This window comes from Rhodanobacter sp. DHG33 (assembly GCF_014843005.1).
In the GTDB taxonomy this organism is placed as follows: Bacteria; Pseudomonadota; Gammaproteobacteria; order Xanthomonadales; family Rhodanobacteraceae; genus Rhodanobacter_A.
Map to the genome: position 1 here is coordinate 22,008 of NZ_JACYXM010000010.1, position 22,857 is coordinate 44,864.

The following is a 22,857-nucleotide window of genomic DNA, read 5'->3' on the forward strand; positions in this document are numbered from 1 at the left end:
TGGTGCGGCGTGCCCGTTGTTCCCAGCGTGGAGTGACGGATCGCCGGCCATCAGGGACGAGCCGACGCCGGTGCGGGACGGGCTGCGCGGGGATTTTGCCGCAGCCACGTAGAATCGCCGGCATGAACGAGCAGGCGGATGTCGGATACAGGGATTTTCAGCGGTGGCCGCCCTCGGTCGAGGTCGCCTTCTGGGTGGTTCTGTACACCCTCAACACCGTGTTCAACGGGATCGTCGCGCGGATCGACCATGCCCATACGGCGGCCTGGGAGCCGTGGGTGTGGGAGTCGAGCAGCTCGCTGCTGGTCCTGCTGCTGATCCCCTTCGTGAAGGCGGTGGAGCGGCGCTGGCCGTTCCGCTTCGATACGTGGCGCCACAGCCTGCCGTGGCATCTGCTGGCCAGCGTGGTGTTCAGCCTGGTGCACGTGGCGGGCATGGTCGAGGTGCGCAGGCTGGCTTATGCGGCGGTCGGCCAGCACTACCGTTTCGGCGAGTGGTGGCCGGGCTTCGGCTACGAGTACCTGAAGGACATCCGCAGCTATTTCACCATCGTCGCGATGATCTGCCTGTCGCGGCTGTGGCTGCTGCGTCAGCAGGGCGAGGCGAAACTGCTGGTCGAACCGGACGACGGTCCGCCGGTGGAGCCGGTGGAGCGGCCCGAGCGCTTCCTGGTGCGCAAGCTGGGCAAGGAGTTCCTGGTCAACGCCAGCGAGATCGAGTGGCTGCAGGCCGCTGGCAACTACGTGAACCTGCACGTGCGCGGGCGCGACTATCCCTTGCGCAGCACCATGGCCGGCATCGAGGCGCGGTTGGATCCGGCGCGTTTCCTGCGCGTGCATCGCGGCTACTTCGTCAACCTCGACTACCTCGCCGAGATCGAGCCGCTGGAAACCGGCGATGCGCGCCTGCGCCTGCGCGACGGCACGACGATTCCGTGCAGCCGCCGTTACCGCGCCGCGCTGCGCGAGCGCTATGGCGGCCCTGCCGCGGGCGAATGAGCTTGCGCCGCGGCGCGGGATCGTTCCAAGCTAACCGCTGGTTCCGCCCCGGATGTTCGCCGATGACTGTCGCGCCGCTTCGTTCCCGTTACGCATTCGCCGCCCTTGCCGGCACACTGATCCTCGCCGGCTGTTCGCAGGGCGCGCCCGCGCCGGATGCCGCGCAGCCACCGGCGCAGGCGCAGGCCGACGAGGCATCGCGCAACCTCGACGCCTACCGCAAGCTGCTGAGCATGCACAACGACCAGATGGCGGCGTCGATGGGCGAGGACATCGTGCAGCGCTTCCCCAACAGCGCCGCGGCGAAGGAAGTCCAGCAGACGCTGCCCGACGTCGAGAAGCGCTGGAAGGAAGCCAGCGAGAAGGCGCGGCTCACCGCGCTGTGGCAGTACCAAGTGGCGCCGATGGAAGGCGGCACGCAGTCCACCGCGGCGATCTACGACAGCCAGCCCACCGACGTGCACGTGCGGCTGGTGCTGCGCCGGCATACCAGCTGGGGCCAGAGCGCGTTCCTGTTCAGCGATACCCATGGCTTCATCTGCAAGGGCGATTGCACCGTCGCGGCGAAGTTCGACGACAAGCTGCATCCGATCAAGGCCTATGCGCCGCCCACGGGCGAGCCGGCGCTGATGATCCGCGACGACAAGGGTTTCATCGCGCTGCTGCAGAAGTCGAAGAAGATCAGCCTGCCCGTCACCATGCAGGACGGCAAGAAGGTGGATCTGCTCTACGAAGTGGGCGGCTTCGTGCCCGACCAGTGGCAAGCGCTGCCGAAGAAAGGCGGCAAGAAGTAACTTAGGTACACCCGCCGGTCATTCGCGCGTTCCCATGCGCATCGACGACAGGAGATGCAGCCATGTTCCGCAAAGCCACGTGGGCAGTCGTCGCGCTGGCGACGGCATTGGGCGCGTGTTCCAGCGTGCCGTATGCGCAGCGGCAGGCTCAGCGCCAGGCCGCTTATGCGGCCGCGGCCGGCGCGCCGGTACGCAGCTTCAACTTCTACAACCTGTATTCGTGGGAACCGCTGGGCAATAGCCAGCTCGTCGTTTATACGCAGGCCAACCGCGCGTGGCTGCTGGACGTGGGCAACTGCCCGAACCTGGGTTTCGCCAACACCATCGGGCTCACCGCGTTCACGGGCGAGGTGTCGGTGAATTTCGACAAGGTGATCACCGGCCGGGGCTTTCCGCCGTGCTTCATCACGAAGATCCGTCCGGTCGACGTGGCCAGGCTGAAGCTGGAGCAGGAGGCGCAGCGCAAGATCGAGTCCGCGCCGCGCGAGCCGGCGACGACTGCGCCGCAGCAGTAGCCGCGGTCAGCGCACCACCGTCACCGGCACGTGGGCTCTGGCGAGCACGTTGTCGGAAACCGAGCCGACCAGCCAGCGCGCCAGCGTGCCGCGTTCGGTGTGGCCGATCACGATGTGGTCGATGCCGCGCTGGTCGACCTGGCTGAGCAGTACGTCGCCAGGGCTGCCGTGGGTGAGTTCGATATCGACGAGGCGGCCGGTGTCGGCATCGAGCGCAACAAGTTCTTCCTGGAGTTCCTGCATGCGCTGGGTGCCGGAGTCGGTCATCATCAGGGCGCAGGTGTCGCCGCCTTCGGCCACCTGCAGCACCGATACCACGCGCACCCGGCCGCCGCAGCCACGGGCCAGTTCCATCGCGAACGCGAAGGCGCGGCGCGCCGCGTCCGAGCCGTCGTAACCGACCAGCGAATACTTGGGCATGTCCACTCCTGTTGCGGCGGGCGCCGTTGAACGCAGTGTGGGGCGCGTCGTGTTAGCGAAACATCAAAATGAACGAAAGCGCGCGAAGCTCACATCGCCGTCACGATATTGCGCCGACGCTCTTTCGTGCGCCCCCGGCCGAAAGTTCCGGCCGGGCCGCGACAACCCCGTAAACCGAAGGAGACGACGATGAGCAAGCGTACCCTCGTCCTGACTGCCGCCCTGCTGCTGGGCGCAGGCGTTCTGGCCACCGTGCCGGTCGCGCCCGTCCATGCTGCCGAGGCGAACGTGAAGTGCCACCTCGACTTCAATCTGTCTGGTTGGTCGATCATCTACAAGCACGCCGAAGGCAGCGGCACCGTACGTTGCGACAACGGCCAGGAGGCCGCGGTGAAGATTGCAGTGATCGGCGGCGGCCTCACCGCCGGCAAGTACCGCATCGACCATGGCACCGGTGACATCACGCACGTGCGCGGCATCAAGGACGTGTTTGGCGATTACGCGCAGGCTGGCGCCGAAGCCGGCATAGTGAAGAGCGGTACCGCGCAGGTGCTGACCAAGGGCACCACCTCGCTGGCGCTGGCCGGCAATGGCGAGGGCATCAACCTCGGCGTGTCGGTGGGCCGCTTCACCATCAGCCCGCGTTGAGCGAAGGATGCATGACGGAAACGAAGGGCGCCGCACGGCGCCCTTCGTTTGTGCGGCGGCGTACACTGGGCGACTCGTTCCACGGAGTGCCGCCATGCGCCGCCTGTCGCTGCTGTTTGCATTGACCCTGCTTTGCGGCCTGTTCGCCGCCCCCGCGTTCTCAAACAGCGCAACTGCCGCCGATGCCATGCCGCAGGCAGGCACCACCGCGCCGACCTTCCGCCTGCAGGACCAGAATGGTCATTGGCGCAGCCCGGCCGATTACCAGGGCCACTGGCTGGTGCTGTACTTCTACCCCAAGGATTTCACGCCCGGCTGCACCACCGAGGTCTGCACCTTCCGCGACGACGTCGCCAAGCTGCGGCAGGCGGGCGCGTCGGTGGTGGGCGTGAGCCTGGACGACGTGAAGTCGCATGCGGATTTTGCCGCCAAGTACCACGTGCCGTTTCCGCTGCTCGCCGACTCGGATCGCAAGACGGCCACCGAATATGGCGTGCTGGGCAGCATGGTGGGCATGCACTACGCCAAGCGCACCACCTTCCTGATCGACCCGCAGGGCAAGATCGCCAAGGTCTATGTGGACGTCGACCCCAAGGCGAATTCCAGCCAGGTGCTGACCGACCTCGCCACGCTGAAGAAGGCCGCGCCCTGATGCCGGCGGATTCCGCACCCGCTGTGCGCGGTTTCGCTCCCTGGCGCGTGGCGGTGTGGTTATTGCTGCTGCTGGCCGCGTTCGGTTGCGTGCAGTACATCGGCCACGCCCAGTTGATGTGGGCGCAGCAGGCGGACGCGTCGCCTGCGGACAGCGCCGCGCTGCATGGCATGCTGGCATGGGACGTGGGCTATTTCGTGGTGGCCTTCGCGGTCATCGTGCTCTGCGCCGGGTGCATCCTGCGCCAGGCCTGGGCGCGTACGCCGCTGCGTGTGGCGTGCGGTCTGCTGGCACTGTGGGCGCTGGTCGGCGGAGGCATGATGCTGGCGCGCTGGCCGCAGTTCGACCGCGCCAGTGCGGATGCGCTGGCCCAGCTCGGCAGCGACGCCTTGATGCGCAGCGCGGTGCTGCATGCGCGGCGTGTCTATCGCATCACGCTGGTGTTGAAGGCCGTCGCCATCCCGCTGCTGCTTTGGCTGGCATGGCGGCTGGGCACGCCGGCGGCGCGCATGCAGTTCCGCCAGCGCCGCTGAGCAGGGAAGCCAAGATGGCGGGGCCGCCTTCGTGCCGGGAAACGCTCCCCGACAGGATATTTTGATCGCGGATGTTCCCGTGTTCAGCATGGGTTGCCTCGGCTGAAGGTATCGCTGCGTCACCTGTTCGCGGAACCCTTTCGATGCGCCCCCTCCGTCTGCCTCTGTTCCTGCTGCCCCTGTTTGCCGTGCTGCCCTTGCACGCACAGGACCTGGCCGCCACCTGCCATGCCACGAGCAGCTACGACGTGACGTTGCGGCCGCACAGCTTGCTGTTCGATCGCTCTTCGCCCACACCCACGCAGGTGGAGCTCAGCCAGGGCGCTTTGAGCGTGGATGGCGCAGCGGTGCCCCTGAATGCGGAGGACCAGGATCGCCTCACCTTGTTCGAGCGCGACCTGCGGGCATTGGCGCCACGCGTGCGCGCAGTGGCACAGCACGGCGTGGACATCGCGGCGCAGGGCTTGCACGAAGAAATGGGCAGCATGGGCCTGGGCGCCGATACGCGCGCCCAGCTGGATCAGCGGCTGGCGGCGGATGCCGCCAATCTCAAGCAGCGCATCGCGGCGAGCCAGAGCACGAAGGACTGGCAGGGCGATGCGATGAACCAGTACGTCAGCCGGATCGAAAGCGACCTGTTGCCGCTGGTTGCCGGCGACCTGGGGCAACAGGCGCTGAACGCCGCAATGAACGGCGACCTGCAGACCGCTGCCGACCTGCGCGATCGTGCGGCGAACCTCGCCACGCAGCTGGAGCCGCGCATGCGCCAGCGGATGCAGGCGTTGCGGCCGCAGATCGTGGCGCTGTGCCCGGCGCTCAGGCAGCTGTCCGCTCTGCAGCAGGGGGTGCGCGACAACCGGGGGCGTGAGCTGGATCTGTTGCAGATCGGCGGCTGAACCCTGGCCAAGCGCTGGCCCAAGGCCTATTGGCAGCGTGCGGCAAGAGAAGCGAACAGGCGCCGGGAGATTGCGACAGCCGCCACCGCCGCGACGCGGATTAATCTCCGGCTAAGTAGCCGTGTCGGAGGATGAAGCCACCTAACCCGGCAGCCGATCGGGACGGCACTCGCGATGAACGACACCCGTACCACATGCAATCAGTTGATCCGCCGCGGCATCGATCTGTGCCGCCTGTATCGGCGTGCCGCGCATGCGGCGGGCGAGCCGGGCTTGCGAGCGGTACTGGACGAGGACGCGCAGGCGCTCGCCGCCGTTGTCGTCGAGCTGCAGCATGAAGTGGAGCGATCCGGCGGCACGCCGCGCACGAACGGCAGTTGGCGCGCGGGAGTGCGCGGCCGCCTGGTGGAAACCATGGCGCATGCTGCGGCACGGCGCGACAGCGTCTGGATCCGTGCGTTGGCGCAAGACGAAGCCGCGCTGCTGCGAGCCTTCGAGCGCGCCATCACCGAGTTGCCGGAAGAGTCCGCCGGGAACCTCCGACGGCAGTTGCCACGCCTGCGCGGCATCCATCTGGACATGCACAACCTGGGCGGCGCAGCGCATTCCTGATTTTTCGGACGCCTTGCTGTCCGTATCGGCAGTCGCGATGGCTCACGTAGTCAGGGCCATCCGGCGGCTTTTCTCAGCGTTCGGTGGCGAGCGATACGCCCGGCGATGTCGGCGCAGACGAATACGACTACGTGAATGCGTGCGCCGCGCCCACGGGGATGGCGGAGTGCGCCTGTGTCGTGCCGCGAGACGGCCGGACTAGCCTGCATGACCGGGCGCGCGGCGCCTTCGCACGGAGAGCGCATCATGCATCGTCGTCTGCTGGCTGCCCTGTCGGGCCTCGTCTTTTTTGCCTATGCCACCCATGCCGCTGCTTCCAGCAGCCTGCGGGTAGGCAATCGCGTGCTGGTGGTCGGCGACAGCGCGGCCACGGTGGCCGAACTGCTCGGCAAGCCTTCGTACAAGTCGCACCGCGGCGGTACGGGCGGCAACAGTCGTGGCGGGAAGCGCACGCGCGCCGTTGCTGCGGGAACGAAGACCGGCGAGCAATGGCAGTACCGCCAGGATGGTCACGTGATCGTGATCACTCTGGTCGACGGGCGCGTCAGCGATATCGACGAGCGCAGCCGCTGAGCTCGGTGCCGGACCTCCGGCGCAGCTTCATGCGGCGAGGCGACGGATCGCGCGCAACGCGGCACTGACTGAAGGCGTGGCTATTCCACCGTCACCGTCATGCGGTTGTCGTCCGGCACCTTGTCGATCAGCTCGTTGTACGGGTCGATGCCGACCATGGCGGGTTTGCCATCCACGGTGACGGTGAGGGTGCTGTCGCCATCGGGCAGCAGGCGTTTTTCCAGATACAGCGGCTTGCCGTCCTTGCCGTCGCCGGGCGAGGCGGCGAACACGCCGATGTCGATGGGGATGTTGGGCGCGGCCGGTGTTTCCTTGCCCTTGCCGTCGGCATGGGTCATGCCGGCGTGCACCTTCATCGTCACCGCGTACTTGCCATTGGGCAGTTTCTTCGCGGTGGCGCTGAGCATGCGGTCGTCGAACAGGGTGATCTTCCAGAAGAAGTCGTCCAGCAGCGGCTGCCGCTGCGGCTCCAGCCCGGCAGACAGGGCATCCATGAATTCCTTCGAGGTGGTGTAGGGCGGCGGCTGGAAGCCCTTGTCGACCAGGAACTGCTTGAGCAGGGCGTCCAGCCTGTCCTCGCCGACGTAGTCCTGCAGCGCGTAGAAGATCACCGAGCCCTTGTTGTAGTGGATGTACTGCTCGTTCTCCACCTTCGCCAGCGGCTCCTCGGCCACCTTGTCGGTGCTGCGGCCGGCCAGGTACCTGTCCAGCTCGTACTTGAGGAACTTGCGCATCTGGTCGGCGCCGTACCTCTGCTTCATCACCATCAGCGCGCTGTACTGCGACAACGACTCGCTAAGCATGGTCGAGCCCTGCATGTCCGCACCGATCACGCGGTGCGCCCACCACTGGTGCGCCACTTCGTGCGCCGTCACGTAGTACACGTAGTCGATCCGGCTGGTGTCGCGCAGGTCGGCGATGAAGCCGATGGATTCGGAGAACGGGATGGTGTTGGCGAAGCTCTGCGCGAACGAGGCGTAGTCGGGGAACTCCACGATGCGCAGCTGCTTGAACTGGTACGGCGTGTAGTGGGCGTCGTAGTAGTCCAGCGAATCCTTCATGCCCTCGATCATCCGGTCCACGTTCCAGGCATGGTCGGGGTTGTAGTAGACCGAGATGGCTACGCCCTTCCAGTCCACGGTCTTCACCGCGTAGCGCGCCGACAGCCAGGCGAAGAACGGCAGCATCGGCTGCTGCATCGTGTAGTGGAAGTAGCGGCGGTCGCCCTGCGTCCATTCCTTCACCAGCGTGCCGGGCGCCAGGGCGATCTGGTCGGCGGACGTGGAGACGGTGGTGTCGAAGTCGATCCAGTCTGCATCGTTGGCGATGTAGGTGTTGGCGCGCGCCTTTTCGTCGCCCAGCCTGGGCATGCGCGGCGCATCGCCCTTCAAACCGTATTTGCGACGGTCATTGCGGTCGGTGAGCTGTTCGTTGGTCTGGTAGCCGAAATGCGGCAGCACCGAGCTGTTGAAGAAGCTGCCGTTGTGCACCAGGAAAGTCTCGCCGACCCCGTTGGTGAAACCCTTGGGGGCGTAGTCGAGGTCGAAGTCGAATGGCATCGACGCGCCGGGCGCCAGCGGCGTCTTGAGCTTGTAGATGGCCACTCCTAGGCGATGGTCGAAGCTCTCCGTATCGTGCGGGGCGAACGCGAGCGTCTTCGGTTCGAAACCGTCGGTGTAGTTCACCAGCAGCTCGGTGACAGGCACGTCGTGCCGGTTGACCAGGGTGTAGTGCGCATGGATATGCAGTTGCCGCCGGTACGGATGGATATCCACGTCGGCCTTCACCGCGGTGATGCGCGGCTGCGGCAGGTCGGCGTATTTCGCGTACTGTTTTTCGTAGTCGGCGTGCTTGCGCTGTTGCGTCGTGGCGTTCTCGTAATGGTTGAGCACATTGGTGTTGTAGAAGATCCAGCCGCCGAGGCCGACGAAGCCGAGCAATGCGAGGGTCAGCACCGTTGCCAGGGCGGGACGCATGCGCGAGCGAGCCTCGCGTAGCCGCTCCGCCCAGCTGCGCTCGGTGCCGCGCACCCACAGCAGCGCGGACAGCAGCGCCAGGGCCAGCGCCAGGCAGGCCCAGTAGGCGTAGAACCACAGCGCGCCGACCAGGAAGTGGCCGAAGCCGTTCAGGTCCGAATACGGTACGTCGGGTGCGCCGGCGTAGTTGTAGAGGTTGTGGTCCCAGTGCAGCCATGACAGGGCGAACTGGCTGACGAACCAGAGGATCACCAGCAGGTAGCCGAGGTAGCGGTTGTTGGTGGCCACCTGCAGGAAAAGCGCCAGCGCCGCCAGCAGCAGCATCGGAATGGCCTGCAGCCCCAGCATGCCGAGATAGAGCCCGGGCTGGATGTGCGTGTAGCCGTGGGCCAGCTGCCAACCGATGCCGAACACGGCGCCGGCCAGCATGTAGAGCACGATCACCGCCAGCAGCGCGCCCAGCTTGGCGGCCAGCGAGATCCAGTCGGGCAGCGGAAACGCATCGCTAACCTCGGCGCTGTGCTGGCTGCGTTCGCGCCACACCAGCTCGCCGGCATAGAACATCACGATTACGTACAGCAGCCAGTGCGAACTGCCGGCGACCAGGTCCAGCACGCTGTGCGTCACCGGGTATGTGGCGGTGCCGTAGATGCGTCCGCTCAGCGCCAGCGAGAACACGAGGTTGATGAGGCCGAAGGCCACCATCACCAGAAACGGCACGCCGCGCAGCACGCTCCAGGTGTCGAATACCGCAAGGTGCCACAGCTGGACCAGCCGCGCGCGCCAGTCGCTGGCCAGGCGTGCCGCGGGCAGCGTCATCGCGCTGGCCATGAAGGCGGGGCGCAGCATCGGCGGCTCGGCGCGCTTGGTGCGGCGGCGCAGCCTGATACCTTCGCGGTCGGTGCGGAACAGCGCGAACGCGGTGCCGGCCAGTACTACCGCGACGCCGGTCCACAGCAGCCGGTTGAACAGCAGCAGGCCCTCCAGCGGCGGCAGCTGGCGGTTGGTCTGTTCCGGCGTCCAGTAGCGCGTGACGATCTGCAGCGTGCGCCTGCCGAACGGGTCGAGGATGGCCGCCAGCGTGTAGTGGTTCACGTCCTGCGTAAGCAGACCCGCGATGGACAGCAGCACGATGAAGGCGAGCACGCCGATCAGCGTAGCCAGCAGCGAGCGCGTGGCGGTGGCGAGCAGGAACAGCGCCGCGGCGATGAACAACAGGTTGGGCAACACCATCACGCCGAATGCCCACGCGTAGCCGCGCCAGTCCGACGGGCCCAGCCGCGCCGCGTCGATCCATGGCATGCTGCCGCCCAGGGCCAGCGCCAGTGCGCACAGCAGCATGATCGCCACCATCACCAGCAGGCCCGCGGCGAAGCGGCCGCCCAGGTAGTCGCGCTTGCGCAGCGGTGTGGAGAACACCAGCTCGGACGTGCCGAGGTCGAAGTCGCGCAGCGCGGCGCCGGCCACGAAGGCGGCCGCCAGCAGCATGCACAGCGGCGCGAGCGCGTTGAGCAGGCGCACGATCACCAGCGGGGCGTTGCGCAGCACGTTGCCGCTGGCGCCACCCGCCATCACCGCGTCGGTGCAGGTGAGGATGAAAGCCAGCCCCGCGAACACCGCGGCGATGATCCAGAACAGCGGCGCCTTCAGTTGCTGGCGCAGTTCGAAGCGGAGGATCTCGAAGAACATGGCGGGCGGCGTCAGGCGGCGTTGACCGTGGCCTGCGCGCGCAGGCGGCCGAAATAGACGTCTTCCAGGTCGGGCGCCACCGGCTCGAAGCCCGCGTCGGGCCGCTCGTCGGCCAGCACGTGCAGCAGGGTGCGGCCGCCGGCGAGGCGGGTGGAGAGGATGTTCATGCGGGCGCGATAACCGTCCAGTTCGGTCTTGTCGATGCTGCGCCGCCAGACCTTGCCCTCCAGTGCGCGGATGGCTTCGTGCGGCTCGCCGGCGAGCAGCACCTGGCCCTGGCCGATGATGGCCATGCGCTGGCAGAGGTCGGTGACGTCCTCGACGATGTGGGTGGAGAGGATCACCACCACGCGCTCGCCGATCTCGGCCAGCAGGTTGAGGAAGCGGTTGCGTTCCTCCGGGTCGAGGCCAGCGGTGGGTTCGTCCACGATCACCAGCCGCGGGTCGCCGATCAGCGCCTGCGCGATGCCGAAGCGCTGGCGCATGCCGCCGGAATAGGTGCCCAGCTTGCGCTTGCGCACATCCCACAGGTTCACCTGGCGCAGCAGCGCCTCCACCAGATCGCGCCGCTCGCCCTTGGCGACGACGCCCTTGAGCACCGCGAAATGGTCCAGCATCGCCTCGGCGGAAACTTTCGGATACACGCCGAATTCCTGCGGCAGGTAGCCGAGCAGGTGGCGGGTGGCCTGCTTGTCGGCCAGCAGGTCCAGGTCGTCCAGCCGGATGCTGCCCTCGTCCGGGTCCTGCAGGGTGGCGATGGTGCGCATCAGCGAGGACTTGCCGGCCCCGTTCGGCCCCAGCAGGCCGAACATGCCGTTGGGGATCTCCAGCGAGATGTCGCGCAGCGCGCGCACCCCGTTGGCGTAGGTCTTGGACAGATGGCTGATGCTGAGCATGGGTTGCCTGGTTCCATGGGCTGGCGCGCGCAGTGTGGGGCAGCGGAGCGGTAGGCCGCATGGGCTGCACGTCACGGGGTCATTCGTCACGCACTGCATACGTATGCGCATGTGCAGGCACGGCGAAAGTAGTGCTCCCGCGGGATGTCTCGTTCGCTATCATGTAAGTCTTGCGACCGCTCCCTGTCCCCCGCGGTCTGCCCTCGCCATCCGCAGGAGACTCCATGGCCATCCAAGAAGCCCGCGTACCCGACATCGGCGGTCACGACAACGTGCCGGTGATCGAGGTGCTGATCAAACCCGGCGACCGGGTGGAAAAGGAACAGAGCCTCATCACGCTGGAATCGGACAAGGCCACGATGGAAGTCCCGGCGCCGTTCGCGGGCACCGTCAAGGAAGTGAAGGTGAAGCTGGGCCAAGAGGTTTCCGAAGGCGCGGTGATCGCGCTGATCGAAGCCGACGGCGCTGCCGCCGCCCCGGCACCGCAACCGGCGGCCGCCTCCGCGCCCGCACCTGCGGCGCCTGCACCGGCTCCGGCGCCCGCCCCGCAGCCAGCTGCCGCACCCCAGGCTGCCGCCAGCGGCGGCGTTCGCGAAGCCCGCGTGCCCGATATCGGCGGCCACAGCGGCGTGCCGGTGATCGAAGTGCTGGTGAAGGCGGGCGACCGCGTCGCCAAGGACCAGGGGCTGATCACGCTGGAATCGGACAAGGCCACGATGGAAGTCCCCGCGCCGTTCGCCGGCGTGGTGAAGGAAATGAAGCTGAAGCTGGGCGACGAGGTGTCCGAGGGCGCGCTGATCGCGCTGATCGAGGCCGAAGGCGGCGCGGCTGCCCCGGCCCCTGCGGCCCCGGCGCCCGCACCCGCCGCGGCCCCGAAGGCCGAAGAAAAGCCGGCTCCCCAGGGTGGCCGCAGCGTGCTGCCGGGCAATCCGCCGGAAGGCGACGTGCCGCCGCAGGTGCGCCCGCCGTTTGACGCCAACATCGTGATGCCGGGCGACGCGCCCTACGCCAGCCCCGCGGTGCGCGCCTTCGCGCGCGAGCTGGGCGTGGACATCCAGCAGGTGAAGGGCAGCGCGCGCGGCGGCCGCATCGTGCGCGAGGACATCAGCGCCTACGTCAAGCACGCGCTGGCCTCGGGTGCGCGGCCGGTGCAGGGCGGCGCGGTCGCCGCCGGCGGCGGCCTCAATCTGCTGCCGTGGCCCAAGGTGGACTTCAGCAAGTTCGGCCCGGTCGAGGAGAAGGCGCTCTCGCGCATCCAGAAGATTTCCGGCGCCAACCTCGCGCGCAACTGGGCGATGATCCCGCACGTCACCCAGCACGAGGACGCCGACATCACCGAGCTGGAGGCCTTCCGCAAGAAGCTCGGCGAAGAGAACAAGGACCTCAAGATCACCCCGCTGGTGTTCCAGATGAAGGCGGTGGTGGCGGCGCTGAAGGAGTTCCCGCAGTTCAACGCCTCGCTGGACGAGACCGGCGAGAAGCTGATCCTCAAGAAGTACTTCCACGTCGGCATCGCGGTGGACACGCCCGACGGCCTGGTGGTGCCGGTGATCCGCGACGTGGACAAGAAGGGCCTGCTCGATCTCGCCCGCGAGCTGGGCGAGATCTCCAAGAAGGCGCGCGACAAGAAGCTGGGTCCGAACGACATGTCCGGCGGCTGCTTCTCGATCAGCTCGCTCGGCGGCATCGGCGGCACCGCGTTCACGCCCATCGTCAACGCGCCGGAAGTGGCCATCCTCGGCGTCTCCAAGTCGGCGATCAAGCCGGTGTGGAACGGCAAGGAGTTCGCGCCGCGCCTGATCCTGCCGCTGTCGCTCTCCTACGACCACCGCGTGATCGACGGTGCGCTCGCCGCGCGCTTCGCCGCCTTCCTGGCGAAGCAGCTGGGCGACATCCGCCGCCTGCTGCTCTGACCTCCTGCTTTTCCCCTCTCCCTGTAAACAAGTTTGGTGAACGGGGGAGAGGGCAAGGTGAGGGGCGGGTGCTTGCGACACCGGCGCAACAGGCAGCGAACAAGAACAAAGGATTTCCCATGGCGAACACGATCGAAATCAAGGTTCCCGACATCGGCGGCCACGACAACGTGCCGGTGATCGAGGTGCTGGTGAAGGCCGGCGACACCGTGACGAAGGAACAGAGCCTCATCACGCTGGAGTCGGACAAGGCGACGATGGAAGTGCCCTCCAGCGCCGCCGGCACGGTGAAGGAGCTCAAAGTGAAGCTGGGCGACGAGGTGTCCGAGGGCACGGTCATCCTGCTGCTCGAAACCGAGGGTGCCGCAGCCCCTGCGCCGGCCGCGCCTGCTGCAGCGCCGGCCCCTGCACCCGCTTCAGCGCCTGCGCCGAAGGCCGAAGCGAAGGCGCCGCAGGCGGCCGGAGCCTCCGGCCGCAGCGCGGACATCACTTGCCAGCTCGTCGTCCTCGGCTCCGGCCCAGGCGGCTATTCGGCCGCGTTCCGCGCCGCCGACCTCGGTCTCGACACCGTGCTGGTGGAACGCTACGACACCCTGGGCGGCGTCTGCCTCAACGTGGGCTGCATCCCATCCAAGGCGCTGCTGCATGCCGCGGCGGTGATCGACGAGGCCGAGGCCATGGCCGCGCACGGCGTCACCTTCGGCAAGCCCAAGCTCGACATCGACAAGCTGCGCGGATTCAAGACCAGCGTGGTCGGCCAGCTCACCAAGGGCCTCGCCGGCATGGCGAAGCAGCGCAAGGTGCGCACGGTGGTCGGCACCGGCAGCTTCGTGTCGCCGCACGAGATGGAAGTGCAGACGGGCGAAGGCACCAAGCTCATCCGTTTCGAGCAGGCCGTCATCGCCGCCGGCTCGCAGTCGGTGAAGCTGCCCGCGTTCCCTTGGGACGACGAGCGCGTGATGGATTCCACCGGTGCGCTGGAGATGAAGGACGTGCCGGGCAAGCTGCTGGTCGTCGGTGGCGGCATCATCGGCCTGGAAATGGCCACGGTGTATGCCGAGCTGGGCAGCGAAGTGACCGTGGTCGAGTTCATGGACCAGATCATCCCCGGTGCCGACGCCGACCTGGTGAAGCCGCTGGCCAAGCGCCTGGGCGGCAAGGTCAAGGGCATCCACCTCAAGACCAAGGTGACCACCGCCAAGGCCACCAAGAAAGGCATCGAGGTGGGCTACGAGGGCGAGAGCATCCCCGAGACCACCGTGTTCGACCGCGTGCTGGTGGCCGTGGGCCGCTCGCCCAACGGCAACAAGATCGGCGCGGACAAGGCCGGCGTGGCGGTGACCGAGCGCGGTTTCATCAACGTCGACACGCAGCTGCGCACCAACGTGCCGCACATCTTCGCCATCGGCGACATCGTCGGCCAGCCCATGCTGGCGCACAAGGCGGTGCACGAGGCGCATGTGGCGGCGGAAGTCGCGGCGGGGCACAAGGCGCACTTCGATGCGCGCGTGATTCCGTCCGTCGCGTTCACCAATCCCGAAGTGGCCTGGGTGGGCGTCACCGAGCGCGAGGCGAAGGAGAAAGGCCTCAAGGTGGGCGTGGGCAAGTTCCCGTGGGCGGCATCCGGCCGCGCCATCGGCATCGCGCGCACCGAGGGTTTCACCAAGCTGATCTTCGACGAGGAAACCCATCGCATCGTCGGCGGCGCCGTGGTCGGCGTGAACGCCGGCGACCTGATCTCCGAGCTGGCGCTGGCGATCGAGATGGGCGCCGAGGCGGCCGACATCGCGCTCACCGTGCACCCGCATCCCACCCTGGGCGAGTCGGTGGGCATGGCGGCCGAGGTCTACGAAGGCACCATCACCGACCTCTACATTCCGAAGAAGAAGTGAACCGCGGTCGGCATGCACGAAAAAGCCCGGCTTCGGCCGGGCTTTTTCGTGGGGCAACCCATCTGTCGCGATAAAGCGTCAGTGCGATGGCGCAGCGGGTGCCGTCGCGACGAGATCCGGCAGTTCATGCTTGAAAGCCCGCTCCATGGAGTCCAGCGCGATGACGGTATCGCCTATCGAGGAGGCCATGGAGTTCACGGTATGCATGACTTCGATCGGCTGGAGGGTGCCGGCCTTCAGGTCGGCATCGATGTCGTTCATCTTCGAGTCCTGCAGGTTGACGCTGGTATTGAACGAGACCCGCCGCTCGAAATCGCTCTGGTAAGCGTAGATCGTGGCGTAGTGGCGCAGCTGGCCGGCATCGATCCAGCCGGCCGACTGGTTGGCGACCGCCACGTCCCAGGCCTCGTGCCGCAGCTTCGGCAACTGCAGTCCCAGAGAGAAATCGCCTGACGTCTGCGCATCGATGTGCTGTTTGATCGTGGCCGCGTCGGTGTGGTCCTTCACCGCCTGGACCAGGTAGTCGTCCAGCTGTGTCAGCATGGCCAGGCGTTGCGCATCGGCACCGCGCATCCGCTCGATATCGGCGAGGTTGGTCTGCAGTTCCGCCTCGATCTGCGCACTGGCCGTGGCTGCCGCGTGCGTGCGATGCGTGTGTTCGATCCACGCCTCCAGTCCCAGCGCGGTAAGGATGCTGAGCACGATCATCAGATAGTGCTTGGCGAAGTCCTTGAAGGATGTCAGTTCGGCGTGCGGTGGTTCGAGATGCATGATGGCTCCAGCGAAGGCGGGACCGCACGAGCGTAGCGGATCGCCTGGTTCCGGTCTGCGCCAGTCGCGTCGGGCGCGGGTGCAGAAGTATGACGCCGGGTGTCTGCGTGGGTACCATCGGTCTCCATATGCCAGATAAATCAGTGATTGCCATGCCGCGTTCCGGCGTAGCGCATGGATCTGCGAGGTGACCATGTCGTTGAAGGTATGTCTTGCCGGCGCCACCGGCTGGGCCGGCTCGGAGCTGGCGTGCGGCATCGCCGCCAGCGCGGACCTGGAACTGGTCGCTGCGGTATCGCGCCGGCATGCCGGCCAACCTCTCGGTGACGCGCTGGGCGATGCCGGGATCGCCGCGCCGGTATTCGCCAGCGCATCCGAAGCGCTGTCCATGCCTTGCGATGTGTTCGTCGAATACACGCACCCCGACACCGCGCGAGCCAACGTGCTTGCCGCGCTGGAACGCGGCGCGCATGTAGTGGTGGGCACCTCCGGGCTGGGCGACGCGGACTACGCGCGGATCGACGCCGTGGCGCGCGAGCGCGGCCGCGGCGTACTGGCCTGCGGCAACTTCGCCTTGACTGCGGTGCTGCTGATCAAGTTTTCCGAGATGGCGGCGAAGATCCTGCCGCAGTGGGAAATCATCGATTACGCCTACGCCGGCAAGCCGGACGCGCCCAGCGGCACCGTGCGCGAGCTGGCCATGCGCATGGGCAAGGTGCGCCAGCCGCGGCTGGAAGTGCCGCTGGAAGAAACCCGCGGCCTGCGCGAGACACGCGGAGGCACCTTGGCCGGCAGCCAGGTGCATGCGGTGCGCCTGCCGGGCTTCGTGCTCGGCGCCGAAACCCTCTTCGGCCTGCCCGACCAGACCCTGAGCATCCGCCACAACGCGGGCGGCAGTGCGAAACCCTATGTGGATGGCGCGCTGCTGGCGATCCGCAAGGTGCCGGGCCTTGTCGGCCTGCACCGCGGGCTGGACGCGGTGCTGGAGTTCTGAACGCTCAGGCGTGCCCGGCCTGCTCGGTCGGGTCCGTGCTCTCCGGAGACAGCGCCGCTTTGAGCGTGCCTACGAACAAGCGCAGGTTCTGCGTGGTCTGGTCGAGCATGGCGCGCATCTGGCTGATGGTGTGCAGGAAGTCGCGCGGCTGCACGTCGCCGGTATCCAGGTCGGCAATGGTGTTGACCATGGCCGAGCCGTTCATGATGAGCGAGGTGTTCTCGTTGAGCATGCTGAGGGTGTCGCGTTGGCTGGCGTAGGCGATGGAATAGCGTTGCATGCGATCGTGGTCGATCCAGCTGGCCGACTGGTCCGCCACCGCCACGTCCCACGCTTCGTGGCGCAACTGCGGAAAGTTGAGATTGAGATCGAAGCTATTGTGGGTCAGCGCCAGGATATGTTGCCTGATCGTCTCGTCCGGCACGTGCGTCTTGATATCGGTGGACACGGCATCGCGAATCGCGGTGAGCCGCTGCAACTGCGCGGAATCCTTCTTCAACGACGCTTCGGTCTGGCTGAGGTTGATGCGGATCTCCGCCTCGATCCGTGCGCTGGAAGCCGCGGCCGCATGCGCATGGTGCGCATGTTCGATCCACGCCTCCAGCCCCAGCGCCGTGAGGATGCTGAGGACGATCATCAGGTAATGCTTGGCGAAATCCCTGGAGGATTCCAGCCGGGTGTTCTGCGGCTCGATGTGCATGCTCTCTCCGGCACAGGCTTGATCGGCTGTGAAGCGTAGCGGATTACCCGGCCGGGATTGCCGTGCGCGGCGCCGGGCGATGCCGCTTAGTGCGGCGCTCCGCCGCCGGCATCGTTGCCCAGCGCGTCCAGGAGGTGGTTTTCCAGTTGCTGGAGGTGCGACTGGGCTTCCGTCGAAGTGTGCAGCATTTGCCGCACGCTGCCGGCGAACTCGAGCGGATCCACGGAGGCGTCGAAGTCGATGCGCGTGTGCAGCCGCTCCATGGCCGGTACGTCGAGCAGGATGACGCCGTCGTGCGTGAACCAGTCCGAGGTTTCGCGCAGGTCGGCGTAGGCCTGGGAATAGCGGCGCAACTGGGCGTCGTCGATCCAGCTGGCCGACTGGTTGGCCACGGCCACGTCCCAGGATTGCGAGGCGAACGTCGGCCAGTTGATGCTCAGCGTGAAGGCGCTTTTCTGCGCCTGGATATGCTGGTTGATCGTCGCGGCGGGCAGGTTGCCGTGGATGTCTGCGGCGACGGTTGCGTCGAGGTGCTGCAGCGGAGCCATCAGCCTCTCGTTGGACTTGATCGATTTGCGTATGTCGGCCAGGTTCGCCAGCAATTCGGTGCGGATGTGCTGGTTGGCTTCCTCGGCTGCGCGGGCGTGGTGCGCGTGTTCGATCCACGCCTCCAGCCCCAGGGCGGTGAGGATGCTGAGCACGATCATCAGGTAGTGCTTGGCGAAATCCCTGGTGGATCCCAGCCGGGCGTTTGGCGGCTCGATGTGCATGCTCCCTCCGGCATGGGCTTGGTCGGCTGTGAAGCGTAACGGATCGTTACTTCCGCAAGCGACTGGCGGTTTCGGTCATCTGCATACGGGCGAACCTTCTGGCTCGGGGGGGGGCTGCGGGAACGTCACAAGCGAAATGCGGCCGCTTGCGAATGGGGGCGGCCAGACTCTGCAGGGGATAAGGGATTGCGAACGCATCGCTCCGGCACGGAACCGGTGAAAAGGCAGGGCGGCTCAGCCCACCAGGCGTCGCCCCGGACGTAATCCGAGCAACCAGGTCGCAGCCACGCAGCCTCCCAGCGACAACAGCCACCCTGCCGCGGATGAACCGGCCGTGGGCAGCAACGGACGGAATGCAGGAAGCCAGGCAGCGCCATAGTCGGCGGTCACCACGCCAGCCGCTATGACCAGCACGATGCCCAGCACGCTGGTCAGGATGAACTCGAAGCGCGAATCGGCGGCTTCGTCGCGCGCCGGCGCAGCGGCCACCCGCGCCGCCATCTGCTGAGCGAAATCATCGGGCAGGGCCGATGGCATGGGCTCGCGCAATGTGCGTGCCAGCATGCGGTAGCGGCGCACACGGTGATCGCCGCTGGACGGATCGAGACCGAGGCGCTCGGCCTGCAAGGCGCGCTCCTGCGCCTGCCATTCGCGCTCCTGCGCGGGGTCGTCGAAAGGGATGATGTCGTCGTGGTTCATGCCGCAACTCCTGTCCGGTTTTCCAGCGCCTCGCGCAGGCGCAGGCGTGAACGGAACAAGTGGCTTTTGATGGTACCCCCGGCCAGCCCGGTGATGCGAGCGATCTCGGGGATGGGCAGTTCGTCGAGGTAGTACAGGGTGAGCACCGTACGCTGCAAAGGCGGCAGCGTCTCGATGGCTTCGTGCAGGTGGCGCTGGGTTTCCTCGTCCGCGCAGGCGGTTTCGAGATCGAAGCCGTCGCTGATGCTTTCCAGCAGCGTGCCGCCTTCGTCATCGCCATGCGGCTCGACCAGCGGAATGCGTTTGTGCTGCAGATGGCGCAGGGCGATGGTCCAGGCCACGCGGCCTATCCACGACTTCAGCGCGCTCTCGCCACGGTACTGGTGCAGGCACTGATGGACGCGCAGGAAGGTGTCCTGGCACAGCTCGCGCGCATCCTCGGGGTTGCGCACCATGCGCTGGATGATGTGCCAGCACAGGCCCTGGTACTCGCGCACAAGGCGTTCGAACGCGCCGGGCCGGTTGGCCAGCACGGCTTCCGCCAGGGCGCGATCGTTGGGGTGGGCGTCATCCATGACGCAAGGGATACAGGCAGGCGCGCAACGGTTGCAGCGCATCCACTGCAACCGTTGGCCGGCGGCCGGTATCCATGTCCCCGAAGGCCATTATTTCCACTTATCTACCCGGAGGTTCCCATGCACATCGAGCTGGTTCCGATTTCGCTGTTTGTCTGTATTGCCTACGCCATCAAGGTCTGCGTCGACGCGATGGTGCGCCGGCGCGTGGTGACCGCGGGCAGCTCGCCCGAACTGGTGGCCTCCCTGCTGCGCGAAGAAGAGCTGCGCCGCCGCCATTCCTCGCTGCGCTGGGGCATCGTACTGCTGTCGGTGGCGCTGGGCTTCGGCCTGATCCAGTGGTTCGGCTGGCAGGACGTCACGCCGGGGCTGGTGGCCGTGCTGGCCGGCGCCACGGGGCTTGGCAACCTGGTGTTCTACCTGGTGGCGCGCAAGCTGGGCTGAGTCTGATGTGGGTCAAAAGCGAAGCCCGGGGCTGGCCCGGGCTTCGCTTTGCACGAGGATCGCTGCGGCGGGCTCAGGCCACGACCAGCTTCACGTCGATGTTGCCGCGGGTGGCGTTGGAATACGGGCAGACGACGTGGGCCTTCTGCACCAGCGCCTCCACTTCCTCGCGCGACATGCCGGGCACGTGGATCTTCAGTTCCACCTCGATGCCGAAGCCGGTGGGAATCTGGCCGATGCCGACCGCGCCTTCGATGGAGGTGTCGGCGGGCAGCGTGTGCTTGTCCTGGCCGGCGACGAATTTCATGGCGCCGAGGAAGCAGGCCGAGTAACCGGCCGCGAACAATTGCTCGGGGTTGGTGCCGGTGGCGCCGTTGCCGCCGAGTTCTTTCGGCACGGTCAGCTTGACGTCGAGCACGCCGTCGGAGGAGGTGGCGTGGCCGTCGCGGCCGCCGGTGGCTTTGGCATGGGCGCGGTACAGGACTTTTTCGATGGACATGGTGGTTGCCTCTCGGGTGGGTGGCTGTGTCATCAGCCTGGGGGATGGTGTGTGAGCGCTTGGTGTGCTTCGGGTTAAAGTTATAGCGTTATTTAATAGCGCACTACTTAATAAAGCGTTGAAATTCCTGTGGCGGCCGTTCTCAGGAATCGCTGGACAGGTGGGAGCGCAGCCGGTCGAGGTCGCGCTTGAGGCCACGCAGCTCGTCCGCTTTGCAGCCGGCGGCGCACAGCACTTCGTTCGGCACGGCGTTGGCGCGTTTCTTCAGCGCGCGCCCTTCCGCGGTAAGCGTGATCACCACCTGGCGCTCGTCCTCGGCCGAACGGACGCGGTCGAGCAGGCCGGCGGCCTGCAGCCGCTTGAGCAGGGGCGTGAGCGTGGCCGAATCCAGGTACAGCCGCTCGCCGATCTCCGACACGGTCAGACCATCGCGCTCCCACAGCACCAGCATCACCAGGTATTGCGGATAGGTGAGTTCCAGCGCATGCAGCAGCTTGCGGTAGAGCTTGCCCATCGCCAGATTCGCCGCATACAGCGCAAAGCAGACCTGCTGGTCGAGCAGCAAGGGGGAGTTCGCGGTGGCCGTGGCGGGGCGAGTCTTCATGGGTGCAATATAAATAGCGTGCTATTTAATTGCAAGATAATTTTCTGCGACGGAAGGCGGTGTGCCGGTCGAGTGTGTCGGCTTGGCTGCCCTCGGGTGGGTTGTGTTGCTCAGGTGATCGCCGGTGTCGACGAAGCCGCCCGAACCTGCGTCTGCCGGGCGGTCATGGAACCAAGGCCGGATCCCTCGATCCGGCCCCGGTTGCGCATGGGCGCGGCAAGCTCAGTGCTTGTGATGGGTCTTGGCGTGGCCCTTGGCCTCGTGCTTGCCCTTGTTCTTGCTGCTGGCGACCGGGCTGACGGTCTTGCCGACCTTGGTACCGTTGGCCTTGGCCATGTGTGCGGTGCCGGACACCGCGTCGCCATGCATGTCCTGGTTCATGTGCATCGATGACATGGGCATGGACGAATGGTCGGAAGGGGCGTGGCCGCCGCTGTGCTGCGGGGCGGCAAGCGCGTACGAGACAGGCAGCGCGAAAACGCTGGCGATCAGTGCGGCGGCGATGGTCTTGGTCATGACGTAACCTCCATTTGGGCAGGCCATGGGGGCATGGCCCCATCACCATAGGCCGGGATCCGGCCTGCAGGATGAATGGCGGATGTTCGCAAAAAGATACGATTCGCCGTGCTGCACGATGGCCCGCAGTGATGTGTGCTGTCGTGTCAGACGGTGTCGAACAAATCCCGCTGCGCCGCGTAACTGTCGGCATCGACGAAGCCGGACAAGCCCACGCCGACCAGGCGGTAGCGGCTGTCGGCAGGGCGCTCCACGCGTGCGCGCAGGGCGCAGGCCAGCTCGGCCAGTTCGCGCTCCGAACCCGGCCGCTGTGTGGGTGTGAGGCTGCGCGTGAGTGTGTGGAAATCCGCGGTCTTCAGCTTCAGCACCACGGTGCGTGCGATGCGCCCCTCCTGTGCCTCGCGCTGGTGCGCGGCCCAGGCCTTTTCGGCGAGGCGGCGGATGTGCGGCTCGAGCTCATCCAGCGTGAGGTCGTGCTCGAAGGTGTCCTCCGCGGATACCTGCAAGGTGGGGCGGTCGGGCGTCACCGGGTGATCGTCGATGCCCAGCGACAGCTCGTGCAGGCGTCGCCCCCAACGGCCGAAGCGCTGCTCCAGCTCTTCCGCCGCGAACGCGCGCAAGTCGCCCACGGTGTCCAGGCCCAGCGCGGTCAGCTTGCCTTCCATCACCTTGCCCACGCCGGGCAGGCGACCGATCGGCAGCGGGGCGAGGAAATCCAGCACTTCCCGCGGGCGCACCACGAACAGGCCGTCGGGCTTGCGGAAGTCCGAGGCGATCTTGGCGAGGAACTTGTTCGGCGCCACGCCGGCGGAGGCCGTGAGTTGCGTTTCCTCGCGTATCGCCGCGCGTATCGCTTCGGCGGTGGCCGTGGCCGAGGGCAGGTCGGTCTTCGTCTCGGTGACGTCGAGGTAGGCCTCGTCCAGCGACAACGGCTCGATCAGCTCCGTGTGCCGCGCGAAGATCGCCTGCACCTGCCGCGACACCGCCTTGTAGCGCGTGAAATCCGGCGGCACGAAGATCGCCTGCGGGCACAGCCGCTCCGCGCGCACGGCCGGCATGGCCGAACGCACGCCGAACTTGCGCGCCTCGTAGCTCGCCGCGCACACCACCGAACGCGCGCCTTTCCACGCCACCACGACCGGCAGTCCGCGCAGCGAAGGATCGTCGCGCTGTTCCACCGATGCGTAGAACGCATCCATGTCGATGTGGAGGATTTTGCGCGGCGGAGCGGACACGATGCGGTCGATGGATGCCCGATGAGGAACCAATTCTAGACTG

General features: G+C 66.8%; 25 protein-coding genes. 13 read left to right on the forward strand and 12 right to left on the reverse strand.

What is annotated here, in order from left to right:
- Positions 1-122 precede the first annotated feature (122 nt).
- From IHE46_RS16030 to IHE46_RS16040, 3 genes are all read left to right on the forward strand, one after another.
- Positions 123-998 (forward strand): LytTR family DNA-binding domain-containing protein, encoded by an 876-nt coding sequence (locus IHE46_RS16030; RefSeq protein WP_192165804.1) that lies wholly within the window; start codon positions 123-125, stop codon positions 996-998.
- 62 nt (positions 999-1,060) lie between these two features.
- On the forward strand, positions 1,061-1,792 hold the full coding sequence (locus IHE46_RS16035; RefSeq protein WP_192165806.1) for a hypothetical protein: 732 nt from the start codon (positions 1,061-1,063) through the stop codon (positions 1,790-1,792).
- A gap of 62 nt (positions 1,793-1,854) precedes the next feature.
- Positions 1,855-2,307, forward strand: coding sequence for a DUF6491 family protein (locus tag IHE46_RS16040; RefSeq protein ID WP_192165808.1), 453 nt, complete (start codon positions 1,855-1,857; stop codon positions 2,305-2,307).
- Positions 2,308-2,313: 6 nt separating this feature from the next.
- Here the strand turns inward: IHE46_RS16040 and IHE46_RS16045 are convergent, their stop codons facing one another.
- Positions 2,314-2,727: a universal stress protein gene (locus IHE46_RS16045; RefSeq protein WP_192165811.1), complete on the reverse strand. Its 414-nt coding sequence runs from the start codon at positions 2,725-2,727 to the stop codon at positions 2,314-2,316.
- A 189-nt stretch (positions 2,728-2,916) separates the two neighbouring features.
- Here IHE46_RS16045 and IHE46_RS16050 point away from each other — a divergent pair, with 189 nt between their 5' ends.
- From IHE46_RS16050 to IHE46_RS16075, 6 genes are all read left to right on the forward strand, one after another.
- Positions 2,917-3,375, forward strand: a complete 459-nt coding sequence (locus IHE46_RS16050) for a hypothetical protein (protein WP_192165813.1) — start codon at positions 2,917-2,919, stop codon at positions 3,373-3,375.
- A gap of 94 nt (positions 3,376-3,469) precedes the next feature.
- Complete coding sequence (locus IHE46_RS16055) at positions 3,470-4,027, forward strand: peroxiredoxin (protein ID WP_192165815.1); 558 nt, start codon at positions 3,470-3,472, stop codon at positions 4,025-4,027.
- Positions 4,027-4,560 carry a hypothetical protein gene (locus IHE46_RS16060; protein WP_192165817.1) on the forward strand — a complete coding sequence of 178 codons (534 nt, stop codon included), beginning with the start codon at positions 4,027-4,029 and terminating at the stop codon, positions 4,558-4,560. Before IHE46_RS16055 ends, IHE46_RS16060 begins: the two co-directional genes overlap by 1 nt.
- 143 nt (positions 4,561-4,703) lie before the next feature.
- The gene (locus IHE46_RS16065) at positions 4,704-5,456 is read left to right on the forward strand and encodes a DUF2884 family protein (protein WP_192165819.1); all 753 of its coding nucleotides are present in this window, start codon (positions 4,704-4,706) and stop codon (positions 5,454-5,456) included.
- A 174-nt stretch (positions 5,457-5,630) separates the two neighbouring features.
- Positions 5,631-6,068, forward strand: coding sequence for a PA2169 family four-helix-bundle protein (locus tag IHE46_RS16070; protein ID WP_192165821.1), 438 nt, complete (start codon positions 5,631-5,633; stop codon positions 6,066-6,068).
- Between the two features lie 246 nt (positions 6,069-6,314).
- The gene (locus tag IHE46_RS16075) at positions 6,315-6,641 is read left to right on the forward strand and encodes a DUF2845 domain-containing protein (RefSeq protein ID WP_192165823.1); all 327 of its coding nucleotides are present in this window, start codon (positions 6,315-6,317) and stop codon (positions 6,639-6,641) included.
- 80 nt (positions 6,642-6,721) lie between these two features.
- On the opposite strand, the gene IHE46_RS16080 is transcribed toward IHE46_RS16075, so the two are convergent.
- Positions 6,722-10,306 (reverse strand): M1 family aminopeptidase, encoded by a 3,585-nt coding sequence (locus IHE46_RS16080; protein WP_192165825.1) that lies wholly within the window; start codon positions 10,304-10,306, stop codon positions 6,722-6,724.
- A gap of 11 nt (positions 10,307-10,317) precedes the next feature.
- Entirely contained in the window at positions 10,318-11,202 is an 885-nt protein-coding gene (locus IHE46_RS16085) for an ABC transporter ATP-binding protein (RefSeq protein ID WP_192165827.1), read from the reverse strand.
- A 224-nt stretch (positions 11,203-11,426) separates the two neighbouring features.
- On the opposite strand from IHE46_RS16085, the gene aceF reads away from it, so the two are divergent.
- Together aceF and lpdA are read left to right on the forward strand one after the other, a co-directional pair.
- On the forward strand, positions 11,427-13,115 hold the full coding sequence (gene aceF / locus IHE46_RS16090; protein WP_192165829.1) for a dihydrolipoyllysine-residue acetyltransferase: 1,689 nt from the start codon (positions 11,427-11,429) through the stop codon (positions 13,113-13,115).
- 119 nt (positions 13,116-13,234) lie between these two features.
- Positions 13,235-15,007: a dihydrolipoyl dehydrogenase gene (gene lpdA / locus IHE46_RS16095; protein WP_192165831.1), complete on the forward strand. Its 1,773-nt coding sequence runs from the start codon at positions 13,235-13,237 to the stop codon at positions 15,005-15,007.
- 78 nt (positions 15,008-15,085) lie between these two features.
- On the opposite strand, the gene IHE46_RS16100 is transcribed toward lpdA, so the two are convergent.
- Positions 15,086-15,778 (reverse strand): hypothetical protein, encoded by a 693-nt coding sequence (locus IHE46_RS16100; protein WP_192165833.1) that lies wholly within the window; start codon positions 15,776-15,778, stop codon positions 15,086-15,088.
- A gap of 193 nt (positions 15,779-15,971) precedes the next feature.
- Here IHE46_RS16100 and dapB point away from each other — a divergent pair, with 193 nt between their 5' ends.
- The gene (dapB, locus tag IHE46_RS16105; protein ID WP_192165834.1) at positions 15,972-16,772 is read left to right on the forward strand and encodes a 4-hydroxy-tetrahydrodipicolinate reductase; all 801 of its coding nucleotides are present in this window, start codon (positions 15,972-15,974) and stop codon (positions 16,770-16,772) included.
- A 4-nt stretch (positions 16,773-16,776) separates the two neighbouring features.
- On the opposite strand, the gene IHE46_RS16110 is transcribed toward dapB, so the two are convergent.
- The 4 genes from IHE46_RS16110 to IHE46_RS16125 all read right to left on the reverse strand — a co-directional run bounded on the left by IHE46_RS16110 (position 16,777) and on the right by IHE46_RS16125 (position 19,516).
- Positions 16,777-17,472, reverse strand: a complete 696-nt coding sequence (locus IHE46_RS16110) for a hypothetical protein (protein WP_192165836.1) — start codon at positions 17,470-17,472, stop codon at positions 16,777-16,779.
- A gap of 86 nt (positions 17,473-17,558) precedes the next feature.
- Positions 17,559-18,242, reverse strand: a complete 684-nt coding sequence (locus IHE46_RS16115) for a hypothetical protein (RefSeq protein WP_192165838.1) — start codon at positions 18,240-18,242, stop codon at positions 17,559-17,561.
- 234 nt (positions 18,243-18,476) lie between these two features.
- The gene (locus IHE46_RS16120; protein WP_192165840.1) at positions 18,477-18,941 is read right to left on the reverse strand and encodes a hypothetical protein; all 465 of its coding nucleotides are present in this window, start codon (positions 18,939-18,941) and stop codon (positions 18,477-18,479) included.
- Positions 18,938-19,516: a sigma-70 family RNA polymerase sigma factor gene (locus IHE46_RS16125; RefSeq protein ID WP_192165842.1), complete on the reverse strand. Its 579-nt coding sequence runs from the start codon at positions 19,514-19,516 to the stop codon at positions 18,938-18,940. Before IHE46_RS16125 ends, IHE46_RS16120 begins: the two co-directional genes overlap by 4 nt.
- Positions 19,517-19,636: 120 nt before the next feature.
- Here IHE46_RS16125 and IHE46_RS16130 point away from each other — a divergent pair, with 120 nt between their 5' ends.
- Complete coding sequence (locus IHE46_RS16130; RefSeq protein WP_192165844.1) at positions 19,637-19,960, forward strand: hypothetical protein; 324 nt, start codon at positions 19,637-19,639, stop codon at positions 19,958-19,960.
- Positions 19,961-20,033: 73 nt separating this feature from the next.
- Here the strand turns inward: IHE46_RS16130 and IHE46_RS16135 are convergent, their stop codons facing one another.
- The 4 genes from IHE46_RS16135 to dinB all read right to left on the reverse strand — a co-directional run bounded on the left by IHE46_RS16135 (position 20,034) and on the right by dinB (position 22,814).
- Positions 20,034-20,459 carry an organic hydroperoxide resistance protein gene (locus tag IHE46_RS16135; RefSeq protein WP_192165846.1) on the reverse strand — a complete coding sequence of 142 codons (426 nt, stop codon included), beginning with the start codon at positions 20,457-20,459 and terminating at the stop codon, positions 20,034-20,036.
- Positions 20,460-20,601: 142 nt separating this feature from the next.
- Positions 20,602-21,063: a MarR family transcriptional regulator gene (locus IHE46_RS16140; protein WP_192165848.1), complete on the reverse strand. Its 462-nt coding sequence runs from the start codon at positions 21,061-21,063 to the stop codon at positions 20,602-20,604.
- 222 nt (positions 21,064-21,285) lie between these two features.
- Positions 21,286-21,579 carry a hypothetical protein gene (locus tag IHE46_RS16145; protein WP_192165850.1) on the reverse strand — a complete coding sequence of 98 codons (294 nt, stop codon included), beginning with the start codon at positions 21,577-21,579 and terminating at the stop codon, positions 21,286-21,288.
- A gap of 146 nt (positions 21,580-21,725) precedes the next feature.
- A complete protein-coding gene (gene dinB / locus IHE46_RS16150; protein ID WP_192165852.1) occupies positions 21,726-22,814 on the reverse strand; it encodes a DNA polymerase IV in 1,089 nt (362 codons plus the stop codon).
- Between the last annotated feature and the right edge of the window lie 43 nt (positions 22,815-22,857).

Excerpts from the sequence above, each read along its gene's own strand:
- IHE46_RS16030 (WP_192165804.1), top strand. The coding sequence starts at position 123 with ATGAACGAGCAGGCGGATGTCGGATACAGGGATTTTCAGCGGTGGCCG.
- IHE46_RS16065 (WP_192165819.1), top strand. The coding sequence starts at position 4,704 with ATGCGCCCCCTCCGTCTGCCTCTGTTCCTGCTGCCCCTGTTTGCCGTG.
- IHE46_RS16135 (WP_192165846.1), bottom strand. The coding sequence starts at position 20,459 with ATGTCCATCGAAAAAGTCCTGTACCGCGCCCATGCCAAAGCCACCGGC.
- IHE46_RS16080 (WP_192165825.1), bottom strand. The coding sequence starts at position 10,306 with ATGTTCTTCGAGATCCTCCGCTTCGAACTGCGCCAGCAACTGAAGGCG.
- IHE46_RS16055 (WP_192165815.1), top strand. The coding sequence starts at position 3,470 with ATGCGCCGCCTGTCGCTGCTGTTTGCATTGACCCTGCTTTGCGGCCTG.
- aceF (WP_192165829.1), top strand. The coding sequence starts at position 11,427 with ATGGCCATCCAAGAAGCCCGCGTACCCGACATCGGCGGTCACGACAAC.
- IHE46_RS16070 (WP_192165821.1), top strand. The coding sequence starts at position 5,631 with ATGAACGACACCCGTACCACATGCAATCAGTTGATCCGCCGCGGCATC.
- lpdA (WP_192165831.1), top strand. The coding sequence starts at position 13,235 with ATGGCGAACACGATCGAAATCAAGGTTCCCGACATCGGCGGCCACGAC.
- IHE46_RS16060 (WP_192165817.1), top strand. The coding sequence starts at position 4,027 with ATGCCGGCGGATTCCGCACCCGCTGTGCGCGGTTTCGCTCCCTGGCGC.
- IHE46_RS16045 (WP_192165811.1), bottom strand. The coding sequence starts at position 2,727 with ATGCCCAAGTATTCGCTGGTCGGTTACGACGGCTCGGACGCGGCGCGC.
- IHE46_RS16110 (WP_192165836.1), bottom strand. The coding sequence starts at position 17,472 with ATGCACATCGAGCCGCAGAACACCCGGCTGGAATCCTCCAGGGATTTC.
- IHE46_RS16085 (WP_192165827.1), bottom strand. The coding sequence starts at position 11,202 with ATGCTCAGCATCAGCCATCTGTCCAAGACCTACGCCAACGGGGTGCGC.
- IHE46_RS16145 (WP_192165850.1), bottom strand. The coding sequence starts at position 21,579 with ATGACCAAGACCATCGCCGCCGCACTGATCGCCAGCGTTTTCGCGCTG.
- IHE46_RS16050 (WP_192165813.1), top strand. The coding sequence starts at position 2,917 with ATGAGCAAGCGTACCCTCGTCCTGACTGCCGCCCTGCTGCTGGGCGCA.
- IHE46_RS16140 (WP_192165848.1), bottom strand. The coding sequence starts at position 21,063 with ATGAAGACTCGCCCCGCCACGGCCACCGCGAACTCCCCCTTGCTGCTC.
- IHE46_RS16120 (WP_192165840.1), bottom strand. The coding sequence starts at position 18,941 with ATGAACCACGACGACATCATCCCTTTCGACGACCCCGCGCAGGAGCGC.
- IHE46_RS16125 (WP_192165842.1), bottom strand. The coding sequence starts at position 19,516 with ATGGATGACGCCCACCCCAACGATCGCGCCCTGGCGGAAGCCGTGCTG.
- IHE46_RS16075 (WP_192165823.1), top strand. The coding sequence starts at position 6,315 with ATGCATCGTCGTCTGCTGGCTGCCCTGTCGGGCCTCGTCTTTTTTGCC.
- IHE46_RS16115 (WP_192165838.1), bottom strand. The coding sequence starts at position 18,242 with ATGCACATCGAGCCGCCAAACGCCCGGCTGGGATCCACCAGGGATTTC.
- IHE46_RS16130 (WP_192165844.1), top strand. The coding sequence starts at position 19,637 with ATGCACATCGAGCTGGTTCCGATTTCGCTGTTTGTCTGTATTGCCTAC.
- IHE46_RS16100 (WP_192165833.1), bottom strand. The coding sequence starts at position 15,778 with ATGCATCTCGAACCACCGCACGCCGAACTGACATCCTTCAAGGACTTC.
- IHE46_RS16035 (WP_192165806.1), top strand. The coding sequence starts at position 1,061 with ATGACTGTCGCGCCGCTTCGTTCCCGTTACGCATTCGCCGCCCTTGCC.
- IHE46_RS16040 (WP_192165808.1), top strand. The coding sequence starts at position 1,855 with ATGTTCCGCAAAGCCACGTGGGCAGTCGTCGCGCTGGCGACGGCATTG.
- dapB (WP_192165834.1), top strand. The coding sequence starts at position 15,972 with ATGTCGTTGAAGGTATGTCTTGCCGGCGCCACCGGCTGGGCCGGCTCG.